The 17,683-nt window shown below is 69.9% G+C and carries 18 protein-coding genes and 2 pseudogenes; 15 read left to right on the forward strand and 5 right to left on the reverse strand.

The features are described 5' to 3' along the window. Positions 1-14: 14 nt before the first annotated feature. Genes AMK21_RS06070 through AMK21_RS06080 form a run of 3 tightly spaced genes read right to left on the reverse strand, consistent with a single transcriptional unit; the run spans position 15 to position 3,078 of the window. A complete protein-coding gene (locus AMK21_RS06070; RefSeq protein ID WP_073874920.1) occupies positions 15-551 on the reverse strand; it encodes a hypothetical protein in 537 nt (178 codons plus the stop codon). Further along, positions 551-2,650 (reverse strand): hypothetical protein, encoded by a 2,100-nt coding sequence (locus AMK21_RS06075; protein WP_073874922.1) that lies wholly within the window; start codon positions 2,648-2,650, stop codon positions 551-553. The genes AMK21_RS06070 and AMK21_RS06075 overlap by 1 nt, the downstream gene beginning before the upstream one ends. Continuing rightward, entirely contained in the window at positions 2,650-3,078 is a 429-nt protein-coding gene (locus tag AMK21_RS06080) for a hypothetical protein (RefSeq protein WP_073874924.1), read from the reverse strand. Before AMK21_RS06080 ends, AMK21_RS06075 begins: the two co-directional genes overlap by 1 nt. A gap of 476 nt (positions 3,079-3,554) precedes the next feature. Between AMK21_RS06080 and AMK21_RS06085 the strand changes: the two genes are divergently transcribed. The 8 genes and pseudogenes from AMK21_RS06085 (at position 3,555) to AMK21_RS06120 (ending at position 9,646) form a co-directional block, all read left to right on the forward strand. Next, positions 3,555-4,814, forward strand: coding sequence for an ATP-binding protein (locus AMK21_RS06085; RefSeq protein WP_073874926.1), 1,260 nt, complete (start codon positions 3,555-3,557; stop codon positions 4,812-4,814). Continuing rightward, positions 4,811-5,215, forward strand: a complete 405-nt coding sequence (locus tag AMK21_RS06090; protein WP_073874928.1) for a roadblock/LC7 domain-containing protein — start codon at positions 4,811-4,813, stop codon at positions 5,213-5,215. Before AMK21_RS06085 ends, AMK21_RS06090 begins: the two co-directional genes overlap by 4 nt. Then, on the forward strand, positions 5,212-5,586 hold the full coding sequence (locus AMK21_RS06095; RefSeq protein ID WP_073874930.1) for a DUF742 domain-containing protein: 375 nt from the start codon (positions 5,212-5,214) through the stop codon (positions 5,584-5,586). The genes AMK21_RS06090 and AMK21_RS06095 overlap by 4 nt, the downstream gene beginning before the upstream one ends. Beyond that, positions 5,561-6,151, forward strand: a complete 591-nt coding sequence (locus tag AMK21_RS06100) for a GTP-binding protein (protein WP_073874932.1) — start codon at positions 5,561-5,563, stop codon at positions 6,149-6,151. Before AMK21_RS06095 ends, AMK21_RS06100 begins: the two co-directional genes overlap by 26 nt. 72 nt (positions 6,152-6,223) lie before the next feature. Beyond that, positions 6,224-7,633 carry a cytochrome P450 gene (locus tag AMK21_RS06105; protein ID WP_079181085.1) on the forward strand — a complete coding sequence of 470 codons (1,410 nt, stop codon included), beginning with the start codon at positions 6,224-6,226 and terminating at the stop codon, positions 7,631-7,633. Positions 7,634-7,756: 123 nt separating this feature from the next. Continuing rightward, positions 7,757-8,334 (forward strand): annotated as a pseudogene (locus tag AMK21_RS06110) (enoyl-CoA hydratase/isomerase family protein); the annotation flags it as partial. Between the two features lie 24 nt (positions 8,335-8,358). Further along, a complete protein-coding gene (locus AMK21_RS06115) occupies positions 8,359-9,372 on the forward strand; it encodes a TerC family protein (protein WP_073874934.1) in 1,014 nt (337 codons plus the stop codon). Between the two features lie 73 nt (positions 9,373-9,445). Beyond that, entirely contained in the window at positions 9,446-9,646 is a 201-nt protein-coding gene (locus tag AMK21_RS06120; RefSeq protein WP_073874936.1) for a hypothetical protein, read from the forward strand. Positions 9,647-9,676: 30 nt separating this feature from the next. Here the strand turns inward: AMK21_RS06120 and AMK21_RS06125 are convergent, their stop codons facing one another. Further along, positions 9,677-10,279, reverse strand: coding sequence for a GNAT family N-acetyltransferase (locus tag AMK21_RS06125; RefSeq protein WP_073874938.1), 603 nt, complete (start codon positions 10,277-10,279; stop codon positions 9,677-9,679). A 267-nt stretch (positions 10,280-10,546) separates the two neighbouring features. On the opposite strand from AMK21_RS06125, the pseudogene AMK21_RS35795 reads away from it, so the two are divergent. The 5 genes and pseudogenes from AMK21_RS35795 to AMK21_RS06150 all read left to right on the forward strand — a co-directional run. After that, positions 10,547-10,723 (forward strand): annotated as a pseudogene (locus tag AMK21_RS35795) (VOC family protein); the annotation flags it as partial. Positions 10,724-10,870: 147 nt separating this feature from the next. After that, entirely contained in the window at positions 10,871-11,266 is a 396-nt protein-coding gene (locus AMK21_RS06135; RefSeq protein WP_073875618.1) for a TOBE domain-containing protein, read from the forward strand. Positions 11,267-11,400: 134 nt separating this feature from the next. After that, positions 11,401-12,213, forward strand: a complete 813-nt coding sequence (gene modA / locus AMK21_RS06140; protein WP_073874940.1) for a molybdate ABC transporter substrate-binding protein — start codon at positions 11,401-11,403, stop codon at positions 12,211-12,213. 79 nt (positions 12,214-12,292) lie between these two features. Then, positions 12,293-14,236 (forward strand): ABC transporter permease, encoded by a 1,944-nt coding sequence (locus AMK21_RS06145; protein ID WP_073874942.1) that lies wholly within the window; start codon positions 12,293-12,295, stop codon positions 14,234-14,236. Positions 14,237-14,322: 86 nt separating this feature from the next. Next, positions 14,323-14,688 carry a PH domain-containing protein gene (locus AMK21_RS06150; protein ID WP_018489692.1) on the forward strand — a complete coding sequence of 122 codons (366 nt, stop codon included), beginning with the start codon at positions 14,323-14,325 and terminating at the stop codon, positions 14,686-14,688. 20 nt (positions 14,689-14,708) lie between these two features. Here the strand turns inward: AMK21_RS06150 and AMK21_RS06155 are convergent, their stop codons facing one another. Beyond that, positions 14,709-15,479, reverse strand: a complete 771-nt coding sequence (locus AMK21_RS06155) for a peptidoglycan recognition protein (protein WP_073874944.1) — start codon at positions 15,477-15,479, stop codon at positions 14,709-14,711. 171 nt (positions 15,480-15,650) lie between these two features. Here AMK21_RS06155 and AMK21_RS06160 point away from each other — a divergent pair, with 171 nt between their 5' ends. Both AMK21_RS06160 and AMK21_RS06165 read left to right on the forward strand, forming a co-directional pair. After that, entirely contained in the window at positions 15,651-17,192 is a 1,542-nt protein-coding gene (locus tag AMK21_RS06160; RefSeq protein WP_073874946.1) for an APC family permease, read from the forward strand. A gap of 1 nt (position 17,193) precedes the next feature. Next, positions 17,194-17,625: a universal stress protein gene (locus tag AMK21_RS06165; RefSeq protein ID WP_073874948.1), complete on the forward strand. Its 432-nt coding sequence runs from the start codon at positions 17,194-17,196 to the stop codon at positions 17,623-17,625. Positions 17,626-17,683: the final 58 nt, after the last annotated feature.

The raw sequence follows: 17,683 nt of genomic DNA on the forward strand, positions 1-17,683 counted from the left end.
GAGAGACCTCCCGGTCAGGTGGTGCAGGCCATCGCCCTCTTCACCCTGGGGACGAAGTCGACCATGAACGCCTCCATGTCGCTCCGGTGATCGGTCACGTCTTCCCCGCTCTTGTCGCGCGCGATGAGAAGCACGACCAGGTGATCGGCCTGCGGCAGGCCACACGAGGTGCTGATCATGATGTTGTTGTCGCCCATCGCACCGGAACCGTCGAACGGCAAGGGCGCCATCTTCTTCCGGTTCGTGAACCGGAAGCTTTCGTGCTTGCTCATCGGATCGTAGAACTTGTCGACCTGTTCCACGGTGAGAGAGACCGCCGGAAAGTCGTCCACGCTCACGTCGCAGTTGCTTCCGCTCTTCGTGACGATGGACGTATCGGTCACCTCGAGCTTGTCACCGTCGGGAAGAAGAGCGGACAGCTCCTTCTCCCCCACCGGGACGCCGCATACATCCTTCGGTATCGCGTACTCACGTGACGACCCGCAACCCGAGGTGAGCAGAGACAACCCGAGGAGAGCCACTGCGGCGCCTGCTCGGAAGCCTTTCTTCATCACTGGTCTCCCACAACCCCTTCGGCCTTCCTATTTCCGTCGTTGGCGGACGCCCCGATGGAGTCGTAGACACCGTGATTCTTCGAGTACCCCTCGTGCGTCGGGTCCTCGGCCCAGTCGGAGTTCACCTTGTACCACTCATCGGCAATGGCCCGAAGCTGGCCGTTCCGACTTGCGTAGGTCTCCTTATGTTCCGCCTTCGCGGTTGCGTTGATCTCATTGGACTTGTCCTGGAGCCAAGCCGTCGTAATGGCGTCGACGCCTCGCTGCAGGGGGTCGCCGATGACGCCCCCGCCGAGCGGCGTGAGGGCACCGCCCACAAGGTGGTAGGTCCACGTCTTCTTCCACGTGGCGTCGGTGAGGTCGCCGTCCTTCTTGTCGTTGGTCGCCTGGTACCTGGCTTCCTCGAGGAACCCGATGGTCCGGCCGGCCTTGCTGAGGCTGTCCTCGGGATGCGCCTTCTCCGTGTGGATGTCCGCCAGGATGGCGAAGTTCATCTGCTCGTTGAGCAGACCGTAGCTGTCCTTGTTACGGGAGATCTGCTTGCTCACTTCCATGAGCTGACCGGAATCAAGGCCATTGGACCCGAGCGGGTCACTCATGGATTTATGGACGGCCTCACCGTGGTTGCCCATGGCCCTGGCCATGTCGTCGCGCATTTCCGCCGGGAAATCGTTCTCGGTCTGCGCGAGGAACGCGAGTGAGCGCTTCATGGCATCGGTCTGTTCCGGAGTGTGCTCCTGAAACTCCACACCCTCGGCGCCCGGGTCACTGACGCCCGAGACCGCCGCGAACATAGCCTTGCCCGTCGCCTCCAGCGCCGGATTGGGCCCATCGTCCAGCGGCGTGTCGTCGAAGGACGTGCGCTTCTTGAGCACCCACTCCGCGTTGTCCTGCGGCTCCTTGGCGTTGAAGAACTCCGTCGACGCGTCCGGGCTGTTCGCGAGCGCCGTCATGAAGCCGGTCATCGGATCGCGGCCGAAGTCCTCGTCGCTCATGAAGTTCATCTTCGGCGTGTTCGGGCCGCCGACACCGCCGGACCAGAAGTTCCCGGGAAGCTTCATCTTCTTCTCGGTCTCGACCAGCGCATTGCCGTACTTGTTGAGGAACTTGTCGTCGTAGTCCCCGACCCGCATGAGGTTGCTCATCAGCTGGTAGCCCCATACCTGCGAGCCCCGGGTCTGGTACCGCTCGCCCGCGAGCTTCACCATGTCGTTCTCCCACGCGCGCATGGCAGGGCTGTCCGACTGGGTGGCGCCGGCGATGGTGAGGCCGAGGTTCTTCTGGAAGTCGCCGAGCTGGTTCAGCTGCGTGCGGGCCAGGTCGTTCGGGGAGGAGACCTCGGTGAGGTCCGCCCAGAACTCCAGCACGCCCTTCGGACCGAGCGTGGTGGCGAACTTCTCCTGGAACAAGGGGTCGTTCTTGTACGCACCGAGCGTGGAGTTGAGCTTCTGAAACTCGGCGGGCGTCATCTCGTCACCCTTCTCCTTGATGAGCTTCGCCGCCTCCTCCGCCTTCTTCAGTGCGTCGGCCGCGGAGTCGCGATCCTTGTACTGGGCACCGGAGAAGCCCACCTCGGCCTGGTCGGCGATGGCCTTCAGGACCTTCGCCGCGCTCGTGTCGCTCTCGGTGGCCCGGTTCAGGATCCGCTGTACGTCGTCCCGTAGATGGTCCACGTCCTGCTGCGAGTGGTCCGCGACCTGGGTGCCCTTGGCCGCCCGGTCGGGGTGAATGACCATCGTGACGGTGAAACCGCCGTTGCCGGTGGACGCCACCGTGATGTTCTTCTTCCGGCCCCGCTCCAGCGCCTGGTCCAGCTCGGTCTTGTACTCCACGAGTTCGTCGCGAGTGTCCTTGAGAACGTTGTGGATCGTCGTCGCCTGCGTATGAGCGTCGCTGAACTCCCCCGCCGTCTTGGTGATGAACTCCCGGGAGACCGAGGCGTTCAGCCCGGCCCAGTTCGCCTTGTCCGCCTTGGCCTTGAGGTCGTCGCGGGCGTCGGTCTCCAGCGCCTTGAGTTTGTCGACCACGCCTTTCCAGGCGGTGATGGCCTCGTTGAGCTCGGCGAAGTTGCCGTGACGCAGGGTTTCGAGGTCCATCAACGCTGGGTCCTCTCGGTGAATCCCTCGTCCAAGGTGGAGATGCTGCTCACGGTGGAGTAGATGTGGTACTCGTCCCCGGCATGGGCGTTCTTGGTGTAGTCCATGTGGTTGGAGATGTGTGCGCACGCGTCCAGCAGCGAGGTCAGCTGCTTCTCCCACCTCTTCTGTACGTGGTCGAGCCCGCCGCCGAGCGCGAAGCCCTGGGTCGTCAGGTCCTTGGCCGCGGTCTGACTAACGGACCAGGCGTCACGCCCGTCCTTGCCCAGCCTCTCGAAGAGCTTGAAGGCGCTGTCCCCCACGGCCGCCAGATCCTTCTGGCTGACCTTGAGGTCGCCGCCCGGCGCCACCCCGCCGCCTTCGTCGGGAACCTGGTTGAGCTGCATGGCCGCCTGGCTCTTCAGCTGCTCCCACTCGTCCCAAGCCATGAAGGCTTCCTCCCCCGTGAGCTACGCCTCGTACGTTCGATTCCTCAACGTACCAAGAGCGGTCCGGCGGCGATCGAGCCCTGGGGCGCCCCGGTCGCAAGCCCCGATCACCCCGGCCACCCGGCTCGCGGCGCCGTATGCGATGGAGCGCTGCACCGCTCACCCCCAACCCACCGCCTCATGAGGGGAATCCAGCCGGAACGCCCTCCTCCACGTCTCCGCAATGTGAACGTTCTGCGTCGAGTGGCAACTGGCCTGGCGAGCTTGACATTTCGTCGTGCGGCCGGTGATAAGATCATCTTACTTCCAGTGGGCTGATGGCGTATGGGGGCATTCCGGGAGGGATGAATTCCTCGGCCCCACCTTCGGAGGGGCACCTCCCGAAGCGGCGCACGGTCGTGGCGAACGAGCCCTGATCGCGTGCCGCATGACGGGGTGTCAAGCCGTTTCCAGCCATGGCACTTGAAGTGAGTCTCATGACATTTCCACAGGGCCCCGTCATCTGGGCGCTGGTTGTCGTAGCACTGGTCGCCGTGGGTGCCGTCCTGCGGGCTCGCGCGACCAACATCAAACTGCGCAGACGCAACGCCGAGCTGAGCGCGGAGAGCGGCACGCTCCTGCGCCAGCGGGACGAGCTCCACGTCGTCCACAACGGGCTCCTCCAGCGGCAGGCCTCCGAGCTCGCCGAGGTCCGCAAGGACGCCGAGGAGGAGACCAAGGCGGTCCTCAAGGCGGCCGTCCGCACCCTCCAGGGCCTCGCCGACGAGCAGCAGGTCGTGATCGAGAAGGCCCAGCGCAAGTACGGCGACGACCCCGGGATCCTCGCCGACCTGATGGCCATGGACCACGCCAACAGCCAGTTCGGCCGGCGTGCCCAGGGCATCGCGGTGCTCTGCGGCGGCTGGCTCGGCCGGCGCGAGACCGTGGCCTCCGTCTTCGACGTGGCCCGCAGCGCCCAGGGCCGTATCCGCCATTTCGACCGGGTCCGGGTCAACGGCCAGGTGAACTTCTCGGTCGTCAGCCGGGCCGTCGAGCCGGTCGCGGTGGTCCTCGCCGAGCTGCTCGCCAACGCCACCAACTACTCCGCCCCCGGCACCCCGGTGGAGATCAACATCCAGGCCGTGCCGACGGGCGTCTGCCTCATCGTCGACGACGCCGGTCTCGGCATGGGCCAGGAGGAGAAGGACCGCGCGGCGGCCCTCCTGACCCCCCAGGCGGCGATCAGTGTCTCCAGCCTGGGCATCCCGCCGCAGTTCGGGTTCGCCGTCTCCGGGATGCTCGCCGCCCGCTACGGGTTCCGGGTCTCGGTGGACTCCGTTTCCCCCTATGGAGGCGTACGCGCGGTGGTACTGATCCCCGACGAACTGCTCACCACGGAGGTGCCGCAGTCCGCCGCACCCGCTGAGACATCCGAGGCGCCCCAGGCGTACGGAAGCCAGCAGCCGCAGGCCGCCCCGCAGCCGGACCAGTGGCAGCAGGCCCCCGCGCCCACCCCGCTCTTCCCGCCGGCGGCCCAGCGCCAGGACACCGCGACGCAGCAGCTCGCCCAGATCACCACCACCTCCGGCGGGCTGCCCAAGCGTCGTCGCAAGAGCCCGGTCTCCGCGGTGCCCCCGGCCACCCCGCAGCCGGTCCGCAGCAACGAGGAGACCGCCTCCCGCCTGGGCGCGTTCCAGCGCGGCACCCGCTCCGGGCGGGACACGACGACGACCACGGAAGGATCCGAGATCCAGTGAACCCCGATCTGTCCTGGGTACTCAACGATGTGCTCCAGGTACCCGGAGCCCGGCACGCGATCCTCGTATCCGCCGACGGCTTGCTGCTCGCCAACTCCAGCGAGATCGGCCGGGACGACGCCGAGACCGTCGCCGCGGCCATGAGCTCCATGCAGTCCCTCAGCCGGGCCGTCGCCCCCTTCATCGGCACCCGCAGCCCTGGCCGCTGGCGGCAGACACTCCTGGAGTACGAGGACGGCTGGATCTTCCTCATCGCCGCCGGCACCGGCGCCTATCTCGCCGCCACCGCCGCCGCCGACGTGGACATGGAGGCGATGTCCTTCCGTATGCAGCAGCAGGTCACCGCGCTGGGGAAGGCGATGACCACGCCGCCCCGCGAGAACGCGGGCAGCGAGATATGAGCGCACCGGGCGAGGAGTCCAGCGTCAGCAGCGGGTTCGTCCGGTCCTACGTCATCACCGGGGGACGGGGGCTGCCCGACGCGGAGGACCTCTCCCTCGTCACGCTGGTCACCCTCGCCCCCGACCGGCAGCCGCCGCCCAACCCGAGCCCCGAGGTCAAGTCGATCTGGGAGCTGTGTTCCGGCGGCTACCTCTCGGTGGCCGAGGTCGCCGGGCATCTCGGCCTGCCCGTCGGCGTGGCCCGGCTGCTGCTCCAGGACTTAAACCAGCAGGGACACCTGCTGCGCCGCAAGGCGCCGCCACCGGCCCAGCTCGTCGACAGAAAGATCCTCGAAGAGGTGTTGCATGGACTCCAAGTCCGGTTCGGCTGAGAGCATCTATGTGCCGGACGCGGTCCAGCGCGCGGCGAAGATCCTCGTCGTCGGGCACTTCGCCGTGGGCAAGACGACCCTGATCGGCACGCTCTCCGAGATCACCCCGCTGCGCACCGAGGAGCGGATGACCCAGGCCGCGGCCCAGGTCGACGACCTGCGCGGGGCGCCCGACAAGAAGACGACCACGGTCGCCCTGGACTTCGGGCGCCTGACCCTCAGCGACGAGCTGGTGCTCTACCTGTTCGGTACGCCGGGGCAGCAGCGGTTCGTGGAGCTGTGGGAGGACATGGCGCGCGGTTCGCTCGGCGCGCTCCTCCTGGTCGACCCGGCGCGGCTGGCCGACACCTTCCCGGTGATCGACCTGGTCGAGACGTACGGGCTGGACTACGCCGTCGCCGTCAACAGTTTCGACCCGTACTCGCAGCACGCCGAGGACGAACTGCGCGAGGCGCTCGACCTGCTGCCGTCCACGCCGGTGGTCTACTGCGACGCCCGGGACCAGAAGTCCTCCGCGCAGGCCTTGATCACGCTCGTACGTCACCTCCTCGCGCACGCCGCCTGACGCCCCGCCTCCCCTCCCGTATCCCGAAGCCGGGGCCGACCGGGCCCCGCGATCACACCGAGGAAGCCGAACATGGACCCGTCGCCGGGAGCCACCCCGTACAGCGCCCCCGCCGGGTGCCCCATGAGCCAGCAGCAGACCTCGCTGTACGGGCCGGAGTTCGCCGCAGACCCGCACCGCGCGTACGACGCGATCCGGGCGCACGGCCCCGCAGCCCCGATCGAGCTGGCGCCCGGGGTGGACGCCACGCTGATCGTGCAGCACGAGGCGGCGCTGCGGGTGCTCCAGAACCCGGCGCTGTTCGCACGGGACTCACGGCGCTGGGCGGCGCTGCGCGAGGGCGCCGTACCGATGGACAGCCCGGTGCTGCCGATGATGATGTACCGGCCCAACTGCCTGTTCACCGACGGCGCCGAGCACCTGCGGCTGCGCAAGGCGGTCACCGAGTCGCTGGCGCGGCTCAACAGCAGCAGGCTGAGCCGGGACGTCGAACGGATCGCCGACTATCTGATCGACCAGTTCATCGAGCGCGGCACCGCCGACCTGCTCAACGAGTACGCCAAGCTCCTGCCGCTGCTGCTGTTCAACCAGCTCTTCGGCTGCCCCGGCGACATCGGTGACCGGCTGACCCGGTCGATGTCCGCCATCTTCGACGGCGAGGACGTGCTGCGCGCCAACGCGGAGCTGACGGAGTGCCTGATGGAGCTGGTCGCGCTCAAGCGGCGTCAGCCCGGTGAGGACATCACCTCCTGGCTGATCCAGCACCCGGCGGGGCTGCGGGACGAGGAGCTGAAGGACCAGCTGGTGATGCTGATGGGAGCCGGTGTGGAGCCGGAGCGCAATCTCATCGCCAACGCGCTGCTGCTGATGCTCGCCGGTGACCAGCCGGGCGGGCCCGAGCGGCGCGGTTCGGGGATGCTCGTCGAGGACGCGCTGGACGACGTCCTGTGGAACAACCCGCCGATCGCCAACTACGCGACGCACTACCCGGTGCGGGACATCGAGCTGGACGGGGTGGTGCTGAAGGCGGAGACCCCGGTGCTGATCAGCTTCGCCGCCGCGAACAGTGACCCGTCCCTCACCGACGCCCGCCAGACCCTGAGCAAGGGGGCCCACCTGGCCTGGGGCGCGGGCCCGCACGTCTGCCCGGCCAAGTCGCCCGCCACGCTCATCGCGCTGACCGCGATCGAGAAGATCCTCAACACGGTGCCCGACCTCTCGCTGGCCGTCCCGGCCTCGGGCGTCGGATGGCGCCCCGGCCCCTTCCACCGGGCCCTGATCGCCCTGCCCGTACGGTTCACCCCGACCGCCGCCCGCCGCACCGCGGGCGGCACCCAGCCCCCGGCGCAGACCTCGGCGCAGCTGCCCGACCCGTACCGGAGCGCGGCGCCCCAACCGGGTACCGCCGGTCGTCACGCTGCGGAGCCGGCCAAGAAGTCCAAGGGCTGGTGGAGTTCGTTCCTGGACGTCTTCCGCGTCTGACGCGCCGTCGTCCGCGTGACTCACGGGCCGACAATGCGGTCTGCTCCGGCGGCTCGGTGCACCTGAAGGACAGGCCGATCCATACGGAACACTCGCGGAGCGCGGACGATGGGTGACGTCGTCCGCGTCGAGTTCTCCGACCGACTGGAGGAGGACCCGACCGGCCGTGGCATCCGGGTCGCCGGGAAGAGGGCCCGCCGGGTCTGCGAGGCGGTCTCCGGGAATCGGGCCGTCACCATCGCCCGGCTCCAGGACAAGGCCATCGGTGCGGGCCTCGCGTTCGCCCACGCCTGCGATCTGCGGGTCGGCGCGGACACCGCCGGCTGCCGGAGCCGGCGCTCGGGCCGCCCATCGCCCGGACGGGCTGCCGGCCCGGCTGATCCATGAGGTCGGCGCGGCCCGGGTCCGGGAACTGATCCTGACCGGACGGGCGTTCGACGCCGCCGAGGCGCACGCGCTCTCCGTCCTCCAGCGGGTCGTTCCGGAAGACGAATTGGATCAGGCCGTCCAGGCCTGGGCGAAGCCGTCGTGGGCCGCCCCGAGGCGGCCCTGCGGGTGACGAAAGCCCTGCTCAACTCCTATGCGGCCGCCACTCGGATGGCCGATCCCTCGTTCCTCGACGCGGTGCTGATGGCCTCGGCGCGGCAGCCGGTCGGCGCACACCCCCTCGCACTCCTGGGTCAAACACGTCACACTCGTAACAATCGACAGGGGAGGTCTCGGGCGTGGATGTACCGGTGTGGCTCTGGGTGGCGTTCGCCGTAACGGTGGTCGTCTCCCTCGCAGTCGACTTGCTTGCCCACCGCAAGGCGCATGTCATCGGCTTCAAGGAAGCGGCCTGGTGGAGTGTGCTGTGGGTGAGCCTCGCGCTCATCTTCGGCGGTGTGGTCTTCTTCGTCCTCGGGACGACCGCGGGGACGGAATACACGACAGCCTGGCTTCTGGAGAAGAGCCTTTCGGTCGACAACCTCTTCGTCTTCGCGCTGATCTTCGCCTATTTCAAGGTTCCCCGGGAATACCAGCACCGGGTGCTGTTCTTCGGCGTCATCGGCGCTCTGGTGTTCCGCGCGATCTTCCTGACGGCCGGCGTCGCGGTGGTGAACCGCTTCACCTTCGTGCTGTTTCTCTTCGCGGCGATCCTTTTCTACAGCGCCTACAAAATCCTCAAGGGCGAGGAGGAGAGCTTCGATCCGGGCAAGAGTTTCGCGGTGCGGATTCTGCGAAAGATCATGCCCGTCCGGGACGAGTACGCGGGAACGCACTTCGTCATCAAGGAGGAGGGGAAGCGGGTCGCCACACCGCTGCTCGCGGTGGTCGCCGCGATCGAGGCGGCCGACCTGCTCTTCGCCGTCGACAGCGTGCCCGCTGTACTGGCGGTCAGCGACGACGCGTTCATCGTCTACACCAGCAACGCGTTCGCCATCCTCGGACTGCGAGCGCTCTACTTCTTGCTGGCGGGACTTCTGGACCGCTTCCACTACCTGAGCAACGGCCTGGCGATCATTCTGGCGTTCATCGCCGTCAAGCTCATTCTCCAGGCCTCGCACAAGATGATCAGCACCTCCATTCCGGAGATTCCCTCGCCGATCAGCCTGGCGGTGATCGTCGTCATTCTGACGGTATCGATCGTGCTCAGTATCCGGCGCCCACCGCCGCACGCGGCCACCGGTGAGAGTGCGGACGGTACGGCGAGTTCGGAGAGTGCGGAGAAGCCCTCCGACGGTAAGCCCACCGACTAAGCAGGCGGGCAATGGCCGGGCAAAGCGCGCGGAAAGTCTTTACCAAGCGCGATGCCCGGCCTATCGTAAGTAAATGGCCGGCAAAGAGCGTGAGACACAGCCGCGGGCCGCCTTCATGTGCCCGACCTGCAAGCACCCCGTCGCCTCCGAGATCCAGCGCCGCAAGACCCTCGGGATCTTCGTCCCCGTCTGGCGCCCGGGCCCCTGCGGGAACCCCGACTGCGGGGACTACGCCGCCGAGGAACGGCCGTACCGGCACCCGGCCCGCCCGTAGCCCCTCCCCCGACGTTCCGCCCGGCCCGGCTCAGCCCGCGGCGAGGCGGGCGGTGAGCCGGGCCTTCGCGGCCGGCCACTCGTCGGCGAGCAGCGAGAAGTAGACGCTGTCCCGCCAGCTCCCGTCGGGCCGCAGCCGGTGCCGCCGGAGCACCCCCTCCCGGCTGGCGCCGAGGCGCGCGATGGCCGCCTGGGAGCGCTCGTTGCGGTGGTCGGTCTTCAGCTGCACGCGCCCCATACCCAGTTCCTCGAAGGCGTGGCCGAGCAACAGCAGCTTCGTCTCGGTGTTGACCGCCGAGCGCCAGTACGCCCGGCCGTACCAGGTCCAGCCGATCTCCAGCCGCTCGTCGCGCACCGAGACGTCCATGTACGTGGTCCAGCCGACGGCACGCCCGCTCGCCCGGTGGATCACCGCGAACGGGACGTACTCACCGCGCTCGGCGTCGGCGAGCACGCCGTCCAGCCGGGTCAGCAGCTCCTCCCGGGTCCGCGGAGCCGGGCCGCCCTGCCAGCGCCACACCTCCTCGTCGTTGCCGCCCGCCTCGAAGAGGTCGTCGAGGTGGTCGGCCGTCAGCGGGACGAGGGTCACGTACTGCCCGGTCAGGGTCACGGGGCGAGGGGGAAGCGCAGACATGACGGGACCCTAACCTTTTACGCACTAGCGCACAAGAAATATGCACTAGTGCATAGCATGGGCCGTTCTCCTGGCGCGCGCAGCCGCGGGCAGCTGGCCGGCGCGGCTGGCAGAGGACTCCAGGGCGGAGTACCAGGACCGGGAAGAGGGTCACCGCCATGGCTGTAGAACCCGAAGGCACCCCGTGTTGGGCGGACGCCGTGTACGCCGTGTTCGCCGACCTGGAGGGTGCGAAGAGCTTCTACGGTGATGAGCACCTCGCCGCTGGTGTACTTCACCGTCCCGGACTGCGACGCGGCGGTGGCGAAGGCGACCGAGCCGGGCGCGCTGCTGCAGTTCGGCCCGATGGACAGCCCCCTCGGCCGCGCGGCCGCCACCGACCCGCAGGGCGCCACGTTCTCCGTGATCGACGTGACGAGGACCGAGGGCGAGATGCCGACCACGCGGCTGACGGCCGGAGGACCCGGCCCCCCGGACCCTCCGACCCCCGGACCTCAGGACTCCGTACGATTCTCCGAGAAGCACGCATCTGCGGTGGGCAATCGTCCGGAGAATGGTAGATGCGAGCCTGATTGGCCTAGCGTGTCGCGCATGCAGTCCTACACAATCGGTCAGGCAGCACGCCTCCTCGGGGTCAGCCCCGACACCGCCCGCCGCTGGGCGGATGCCGGCCGGGTCGCGACCCATCGCGACGAGACCGGCCGCCGACTGATCGACGGCCGTGCGCTGGCCGCCTTCTCGATCGAGGTCGGCCAAGGCGCCGCGGGCGAGGAGGAGACGCCGTACACCTCGGCGCGCAACGCCTTCCCGGGCATCGTCACCGCGGTGAAGCTCGGCGACGTCGCGGCCCAGGTCGAGATCCAGGCGGGCCCGCACCGGCTCGTCTCGCTCCTGACCCGGGAGGCGGTCGAGGAGCTGGGTCTTGAGGTCGGTATGCAGGCGACCGCCCGTGTGAAGTCGACCAGCGTGCACATCGACCGCGCCTGAACCCGGCCGGAGCAACCGACGGCCGGGCGCGCCGAGTGCTGCCCGCTCCACCCTCCTCCGCGCCCCGCGCGAGCTCGTCCCCGCCCCGGACGGCACCCCGCCGGCCGGGCTCGCAGCCAAGGAGTCCCGCCCTCATGCCCCTCCTGCTCACCCGCCGCGCCGCCGCCGTCCTGACGACCGCCCTCCTCGTCCCGATCGCCGCCTGCGGCAACGACGACTCCGGCACGGGCAAGGACAGCGGCAGCAGCGCCAAGCCCTCCGGCTCCGCGGCGGGCGCCCCGAAGGCGGACCTGACCGTGCTGGCCGCCTCCTCGCTGACCGATGTCTTCACGATGGCGGGAGCGGTGTACGAGACGGAGAACCCGGGCACGAAGGTCACGTTCTCCTTCGCGGGCTCCCAGGAACTGGCCGCCCAGGTCAAGCAGGGCGCCCCCGCCGACGCCCTGGTCACCGCCGACACCAAGACGATGGACGGCCTCTCCGGCGAGACCGGCACCCCGACGGTCATCGCCACGAACCGTCTCGTCATCGCCGTCGGTGAGGGCAATCCGGAGAAGGTCGGCAACCTCAAGGACCTCGCCGACACCGGGCTCAAGGTCGTCCTCGCCGCCCCCGAGGTGCCGGTGGGCCGCTACAGCAGGCAGATCCTCGACGCGCAGAAGATCGCGGTGAAGCCGGTCTCCCAGGAGCCCAACGTCCGCGCGGTCCTCAGCAAGGTCGAGCTGGGCGAGGCGGACGCCGGGCTCGTCTACAGGACGGAGGCCGAGACCGCGCCCGACAAGGTCGACGGGATCGACATACCGGACGCGGAGAACGCCGTCGCCTCCTACCCGGCCGCCACACTGAAAGGGTCGAAGCACAGCGAGGCCGCCGCCGCGTTCGTCGCCTGGCTCTCGACGCCCGCCGCGCAGAGGATCCTCCGGGGCGCGGGCTTCCAGCAGCCGTGACCGCACCGCTCCCGGCAGGCCCGTGCCCGTCCGACGGGCCTGCCGGCACCGCACTTCGAGCCGCCCGACGAGGACACCCATGAAACGACCGGCACTCCGCCGCACGCCCGGGGCGCGCGCCCCGCTCCTGCTGACGGTGCCCGCGCTGCTGGCCGTGGCATTCCTGATGCTGCCGCTGGTCGGCGTCCTGGCCCGCACCTCCTGGGGCGGACTCGGCACCCACCTCACCGCCGAGCCCACCATCCAGGCGCTCCGGCTCTCCCTGCTGGTCTCGCTCTGGTCGCTCGTGCTCTCCCTGCTGTTCGGGGTGCCGCTGGCCTGGCTGCTGGCCCGTGTGCCGTTCCCCGGCAAGGCGTTCGTGCGCTCGCTGGTGCTGCTGCCGATGGTGCTGCCGCCCACGGTCGGCGGGGTCGCGCTGCTGCTGGCCTTCGGGCGGCGCGGGCTGCTGGGACCGTGGCTGGAGGACACCTTCGGCATCACGCTCCCCTTCCACACCTCGGGGGCGGTGCTGGCGGCGACGTTCGTCTCGATGCCGTTCCTGGTCGTCTCGCTGGAGGGCGCGCTCGGCGGTCTGCGCCCCCGGTACGAGGAGACCGCCGCTTCGCTCGGAGCCTCGCCGGTACGGGTGTTCCTCACCGTGACCCTGCCGATGGTCGCCCCCGGGCTGATCGCCGGAGCGGCCCTCACCTGGGCGCGGGCGCTCGGTGAGTTCGGCGCCACCATCACCTTCGCCGGGAACCTCCCCGGCACCACGCAGACCCTGCCGCTCCAGGTCTATCTGCTGCTCCAGGAGTCCCCGGAGGCCGCCACCTCGGTCTCCCTGCTGCTCCTGGCCATCGCCATGATCGTGCTCATCTCGCTGCGCGGCCGGTGGACCGGCACCCCGGGCGGCCGCCGCGAGCGGTCCGCCCCGCGCCCCGAGGAGCCGACGGGTCCGGACGTCCTGCCCGAACCCCCTTCGTACGTACGTGAGTCGGTCCCGCGGGAGCGCTGGCCCCTGCATGCCGACGTCACCGGCTTCACCCGCCTCACCCTGGACGCGGCCCCCGGCACCACCATCGCGGTCGTCGGCCCCAACGGCGCGGGCAAGACCACCCTCCTGCGCGCCCTCCTCGGCCTCACCCCCCGTGCCCACGCCCAACTGCGCCTGGGCGAAAGCGATGTGACGCAGCTGCCCCCGCACCGCCGGGGCGTCGCCTGGGTGCCCCAGGACGGCGCGCTCTTCCCGCACCTGAGCGCCCTCACCAACACGGCGTACGGGCTCCGCACCCGTGGCGTCCCCCGCGCGGAGGCCCGGCGCGAGGCGCAGTCCTGGCTGGACCGGCTCGGCGTCGGCCACCTGGCCCACCGCAAGCCCGGCCAGCTCTCCGGCGGCCAGGCCCAACGCGTCGCCCTGGCCCGTGCGTTGGCCGCCCGCCCGCGCCTCCTGCTGCTGGACGAACCGCTCGCCGCCCTCGACCAGACGACCCGGGCCCACGTGCGGCACACCCTGCGCCGGCACCTCGCGGAGTTCGGCGGGGTCTGCCTGATCGTCACGCACGACCCGGTCGAGGCGGTCTCCCTGGCCGACCGGGTCCTCGTCCTGGACGACGGCCGGGTCCGCCAGGACGAGCCGCCCGCCGAGGTGACCCGCCACCCCCGCTCCCCCTGGGTGGCCCGGATGCTCGGCCGCAACGCCTGGCCCGGCACCGCCACCAGCGACGGCCTGGACCTGGCGGGCGGCGGCCACCTGGTGGTCGCCGAACCCCTCGCCCCGGGCACGGAGGCCCTCGCGGTCATCGCCTCCGAAGCCGTCTCCGTACACCGCGAGAAGCCCACCGGCTCCCCCCGCAACGTCTGGCCCGGCACGGTCCGCGAGATCACCTCGGGCGGCAGCCGGCTGCGGCTGCTGATCACCTCCGACCGGGCGCCGGACCTGGTCGCGGAGATCACCCCGCAGGCGGCGGCCGAGCTGCGCATCGCGGACGGCACGGAGGTCTGGACGGGCGTGAAGGCGACCGAGGTGACGGTGGTCCCGCTCTGATCCCACGTATGGCGCGGGCCCCGGCGGGAACCAGACAACTGCCGTACGCGTACTCATGTACGACAGATCCGAGAGACGGGGCATCCATGGCACTGTTCGGCAACGCGCACACCATCAACCCGGCCACCGCCCAGCAGGACTACGAGCGCCTCCTCGGGCAGGGCGAGCAGGTGCACGCCGCGTTCCTGCTGATCCGCGACACGATCCTGTTCACGGACCGCCGCCTGATCCTCGTCGACAAGCAGGGCATCACCGGCAAGAAGACCGAGTACCACTCCGTGCCGTACCGCAGCATCACGCACTTCGCGGTGGAGACGGCCGGGACGTTCGACCTGGACGCGGAGCTGAAGATCTGGATCTCGGGCAGCTCCACCCCGCTCCAGAAGACGTTCACGAAGGGCGTCGACATCTACGAGGTGCAGGCGATACTGACGCAGTTCGTCGCGCGGTAGCCGCCACCCCGACAGCGGTTTCAGAAGTACGGGCGCAGCCGCGAGTTCGCCGCGTGCCCCGGGGCGGAGTCCCGCAGCCGGGCCACGCGCTCGCGCATCCGAGGCAGCAGCCCGTACAGCACATCGCCCGGGCAGCGGGTCTCGTAGCTGTCGCGGTGGCCGGAGATGACGTTCAGCCGGGCCACCTGGCCCTCGTCGAAACGGCTCTCGGCGTTCGTCGAGACCAGCTCGACCGTGGCGAGCGGGTCGCCGCCGGGCGCCAGCTTCCAGGCCGCGAGCTCCACCAGCGCCTCCATCATCGGCTCCGGGACCTCGGTGCCCTCGCCGAAGGTGCCGATCGCCGCGATGCCGACCGTGTCGGCGTTGAACCCCTTGGTGTGGGCGCCGAGCACCGACCGCCCGACGCCGCCCGCCCGGCCCTCGTAGATGGTGCCGCAGCGGTCGACGAGGAAGTTGTAGCCGATGTCGTCCCAGCCGTCCTTCTCCACGTGATCACTCTGGACGGCCCGGATCAGCTCGGGAGCGTCCGCGCAGTCGTAGTCGTTGGGGTTGCCGGTGTGGTGGACGAAGACCGCCTTCGCCGCGCCCGTGTAGTGCGGGCCCTCCCGGACCAGGCTCTCGTCCGCGTGCCACTCCTGCCGGCTGACGACGGCGGGCTGCGGAAGGCCGCGCGGCGGCCTCGGCCCGCTGGCCGTCTCCCGCCGCTGCTCGCGGGGCGCCGGGCCGTCCTGGAACACCAGGAGGACCAGGAGCAGCAGCAGGGTGCCCAGAACGATTCGACGGGACCACATGGACTCCACCCTGCGCCCTGACCTCCGCCTTCGCAGGGGAGCGGGCCAACCGGGTGACCACCGCCCGGCGTGGGCTTTTCGTCCGTAATGCGCACGGGAGAGTGTGTTCTTACGATGAGATCCGGATCATTCGCCGCGCCCCGCGGCCAGCCCGGCCGGATCGAGGAACCCATGGCCCACGACGCTCTGCAGGACGGGCGGGACGGCTCGGCGGTCAGCCTGAAGCCGAACGCCATCGGGTTCGTCGACGCCCTCGTCATCGGCCTCAACGCGACCTCCCCCGCCTACTCGCTGGCCGCCGTGATCGGCCCGATCGTGGCCCTGGTGGGGATCTACGCCCCGGGCGTCATGTTCGCCTCCTTCGTCCCGATGCTGCTGATCGCCTCGGCGTTCTACTACCTCAACAAGGTCGACCAGGACTGCGGTACGACGTTCTCCTGGGTGACCCGGGCGATGGGCCCGTGGGCCGGGTGGCTCGGCGGCTGGGCGATCACCATGACGGGGGTGCTGGTCGTCGGTTCGCTCGCCGATGTGGCGGTGAGCTTCACCCTGCTGGCGGTGGGCCTCGACGGCTGGGTCGCCAACGACTTCGTCCGGCAACTGCTCACCGTGCTGCTGATCATCGTGATGACCGGGCTCTGTGTGATCGGCACCGAGCTGTCGGCCAAGGTCCAGAACGCGCTGATCCTGCTCCAGATCGCGTTCCTGCTGGTCTTCGTCGTGGTGGCCCTCTACCGGGTGTACGCGGGCACCACCGGCTTCGACTCCGTCGAACCGTCCCTGGGCTGGCTGAACCCGTTCGGCGCCGGTGGCGCCGCGCTGACGGGCGGGCTGCTGCTCGGGGTGTTCATCTACTGGGGCTGGGAGTCCGCGGTCAACCTCACCGAGGAGACGGAGAACTCGGCGAGCGCCCCGGGCAAGGCGGGCCTGTGGTCCACGGTGGTGCTCCTGGTGACCTACCTGTCGGTCGCCGTCGCGGTCGTCGCCTTCGCGGGGACGGCGTTCCTGGCGGAGAACGCGGCCGAGGAGGAGTTCATCTTCGCCCAGCTCGCCGGGGACGTGCTGGGCGGCTGGGACTGGATCCTGCTGCTCGCCGTCGCCACCTCCGCGATCGCCTCCACCCAGACCACGATCATCCCGGCGTCCCGGACCGCCCTGTCGATGGCCCGCCGTCAGGCGCTGCCGCAGCACTTCGGGCACATCAGCCCCCGGTTCCGCACCCCGGACGTCAGTACGTGGTGGGTCGCCGTGATCGCCATCGCCTGGTACCTGGTGGTCAACCAGATCTCCACCGACGCCCTCTTCGACTCGCTCACCGCCCTCTCCCTCCTGATCGCCTTCTACTACGCGCTCACCGGGGTGGCCTGCGCCGTCTACTACCGGCGCCATCTCACCGAGAGCGTGCGCGACTTCGTCCTCATCGGCCTGGGGCCGGTGGTCGGCGCCGGGCTGCTGACCTGGCTGCTGGTCCGGTCGGTGGTCGACATGTCCGACCCGGCCAACTCCTACAGCGGCACCTCCTGGTTCGGCCTCGGCCCACCGCTCGTCATCGGCATCGCGATCTCCCTCGTCGGCGTCATCCTCATGGTGGTGTGGCGGCTGCGCGACGCGGTGTTCTGGGAGGAACGGCCCGGGGTCGCCGATCCGGAGCTGGTGCGCGCCACGGCCGCGAAGTCCGCCGACGGGACGTCCACCGACGGGAAGGAACGCTGAGATGTCGGTCGTCCTCGGTTACGACGAGTCCCCCGGCGCCGCCCGCGCCCTGCGCATCGCGATCGAGGTGGCGGCGGCGTACGGCGAGGAGCTGGTCCTCGTCTACGGCGCCGCCGCCCCGGGCCTGCGCGACGGGGCCGAGTACCGCAGCCACTACGCCGCCATCCGGCAGGCCGGCCGCACCGGTCTGGAGCACGCGCTGACGGCCGCCGAGGAGGCCGGCGTACCGGCGAGTGTGGAGGTGCTGGACGAGCCCCCCGCGCAGGCACTCCTGGACGCCGCCGAACGGCACGGCGCCCGGGTCGTCGTGGTCGGCACCTGGGGTGAGAGCCCGATGCGCGGGGCCCTGCTCGGCTCGACCCCGCACAAGCTGCTCCACATGTCCAAGATCCCCGTGCTGTGCGTCCCGACGGAGGACGGGCAGGAGAGCTGAACCCCCCGCTCCCACCACGCCGCCGTCCCTCACCACGCCTCCCCGCTCTCCGCCGCCC

This window comes from Streptomyces sp. CB00316 (assembly GCF_001905595.1).
GTDB lineage: Bacteria > Actinomycetota > Actinomycetes > Streptomycetales > Streptomycetaceae > Streptomyces.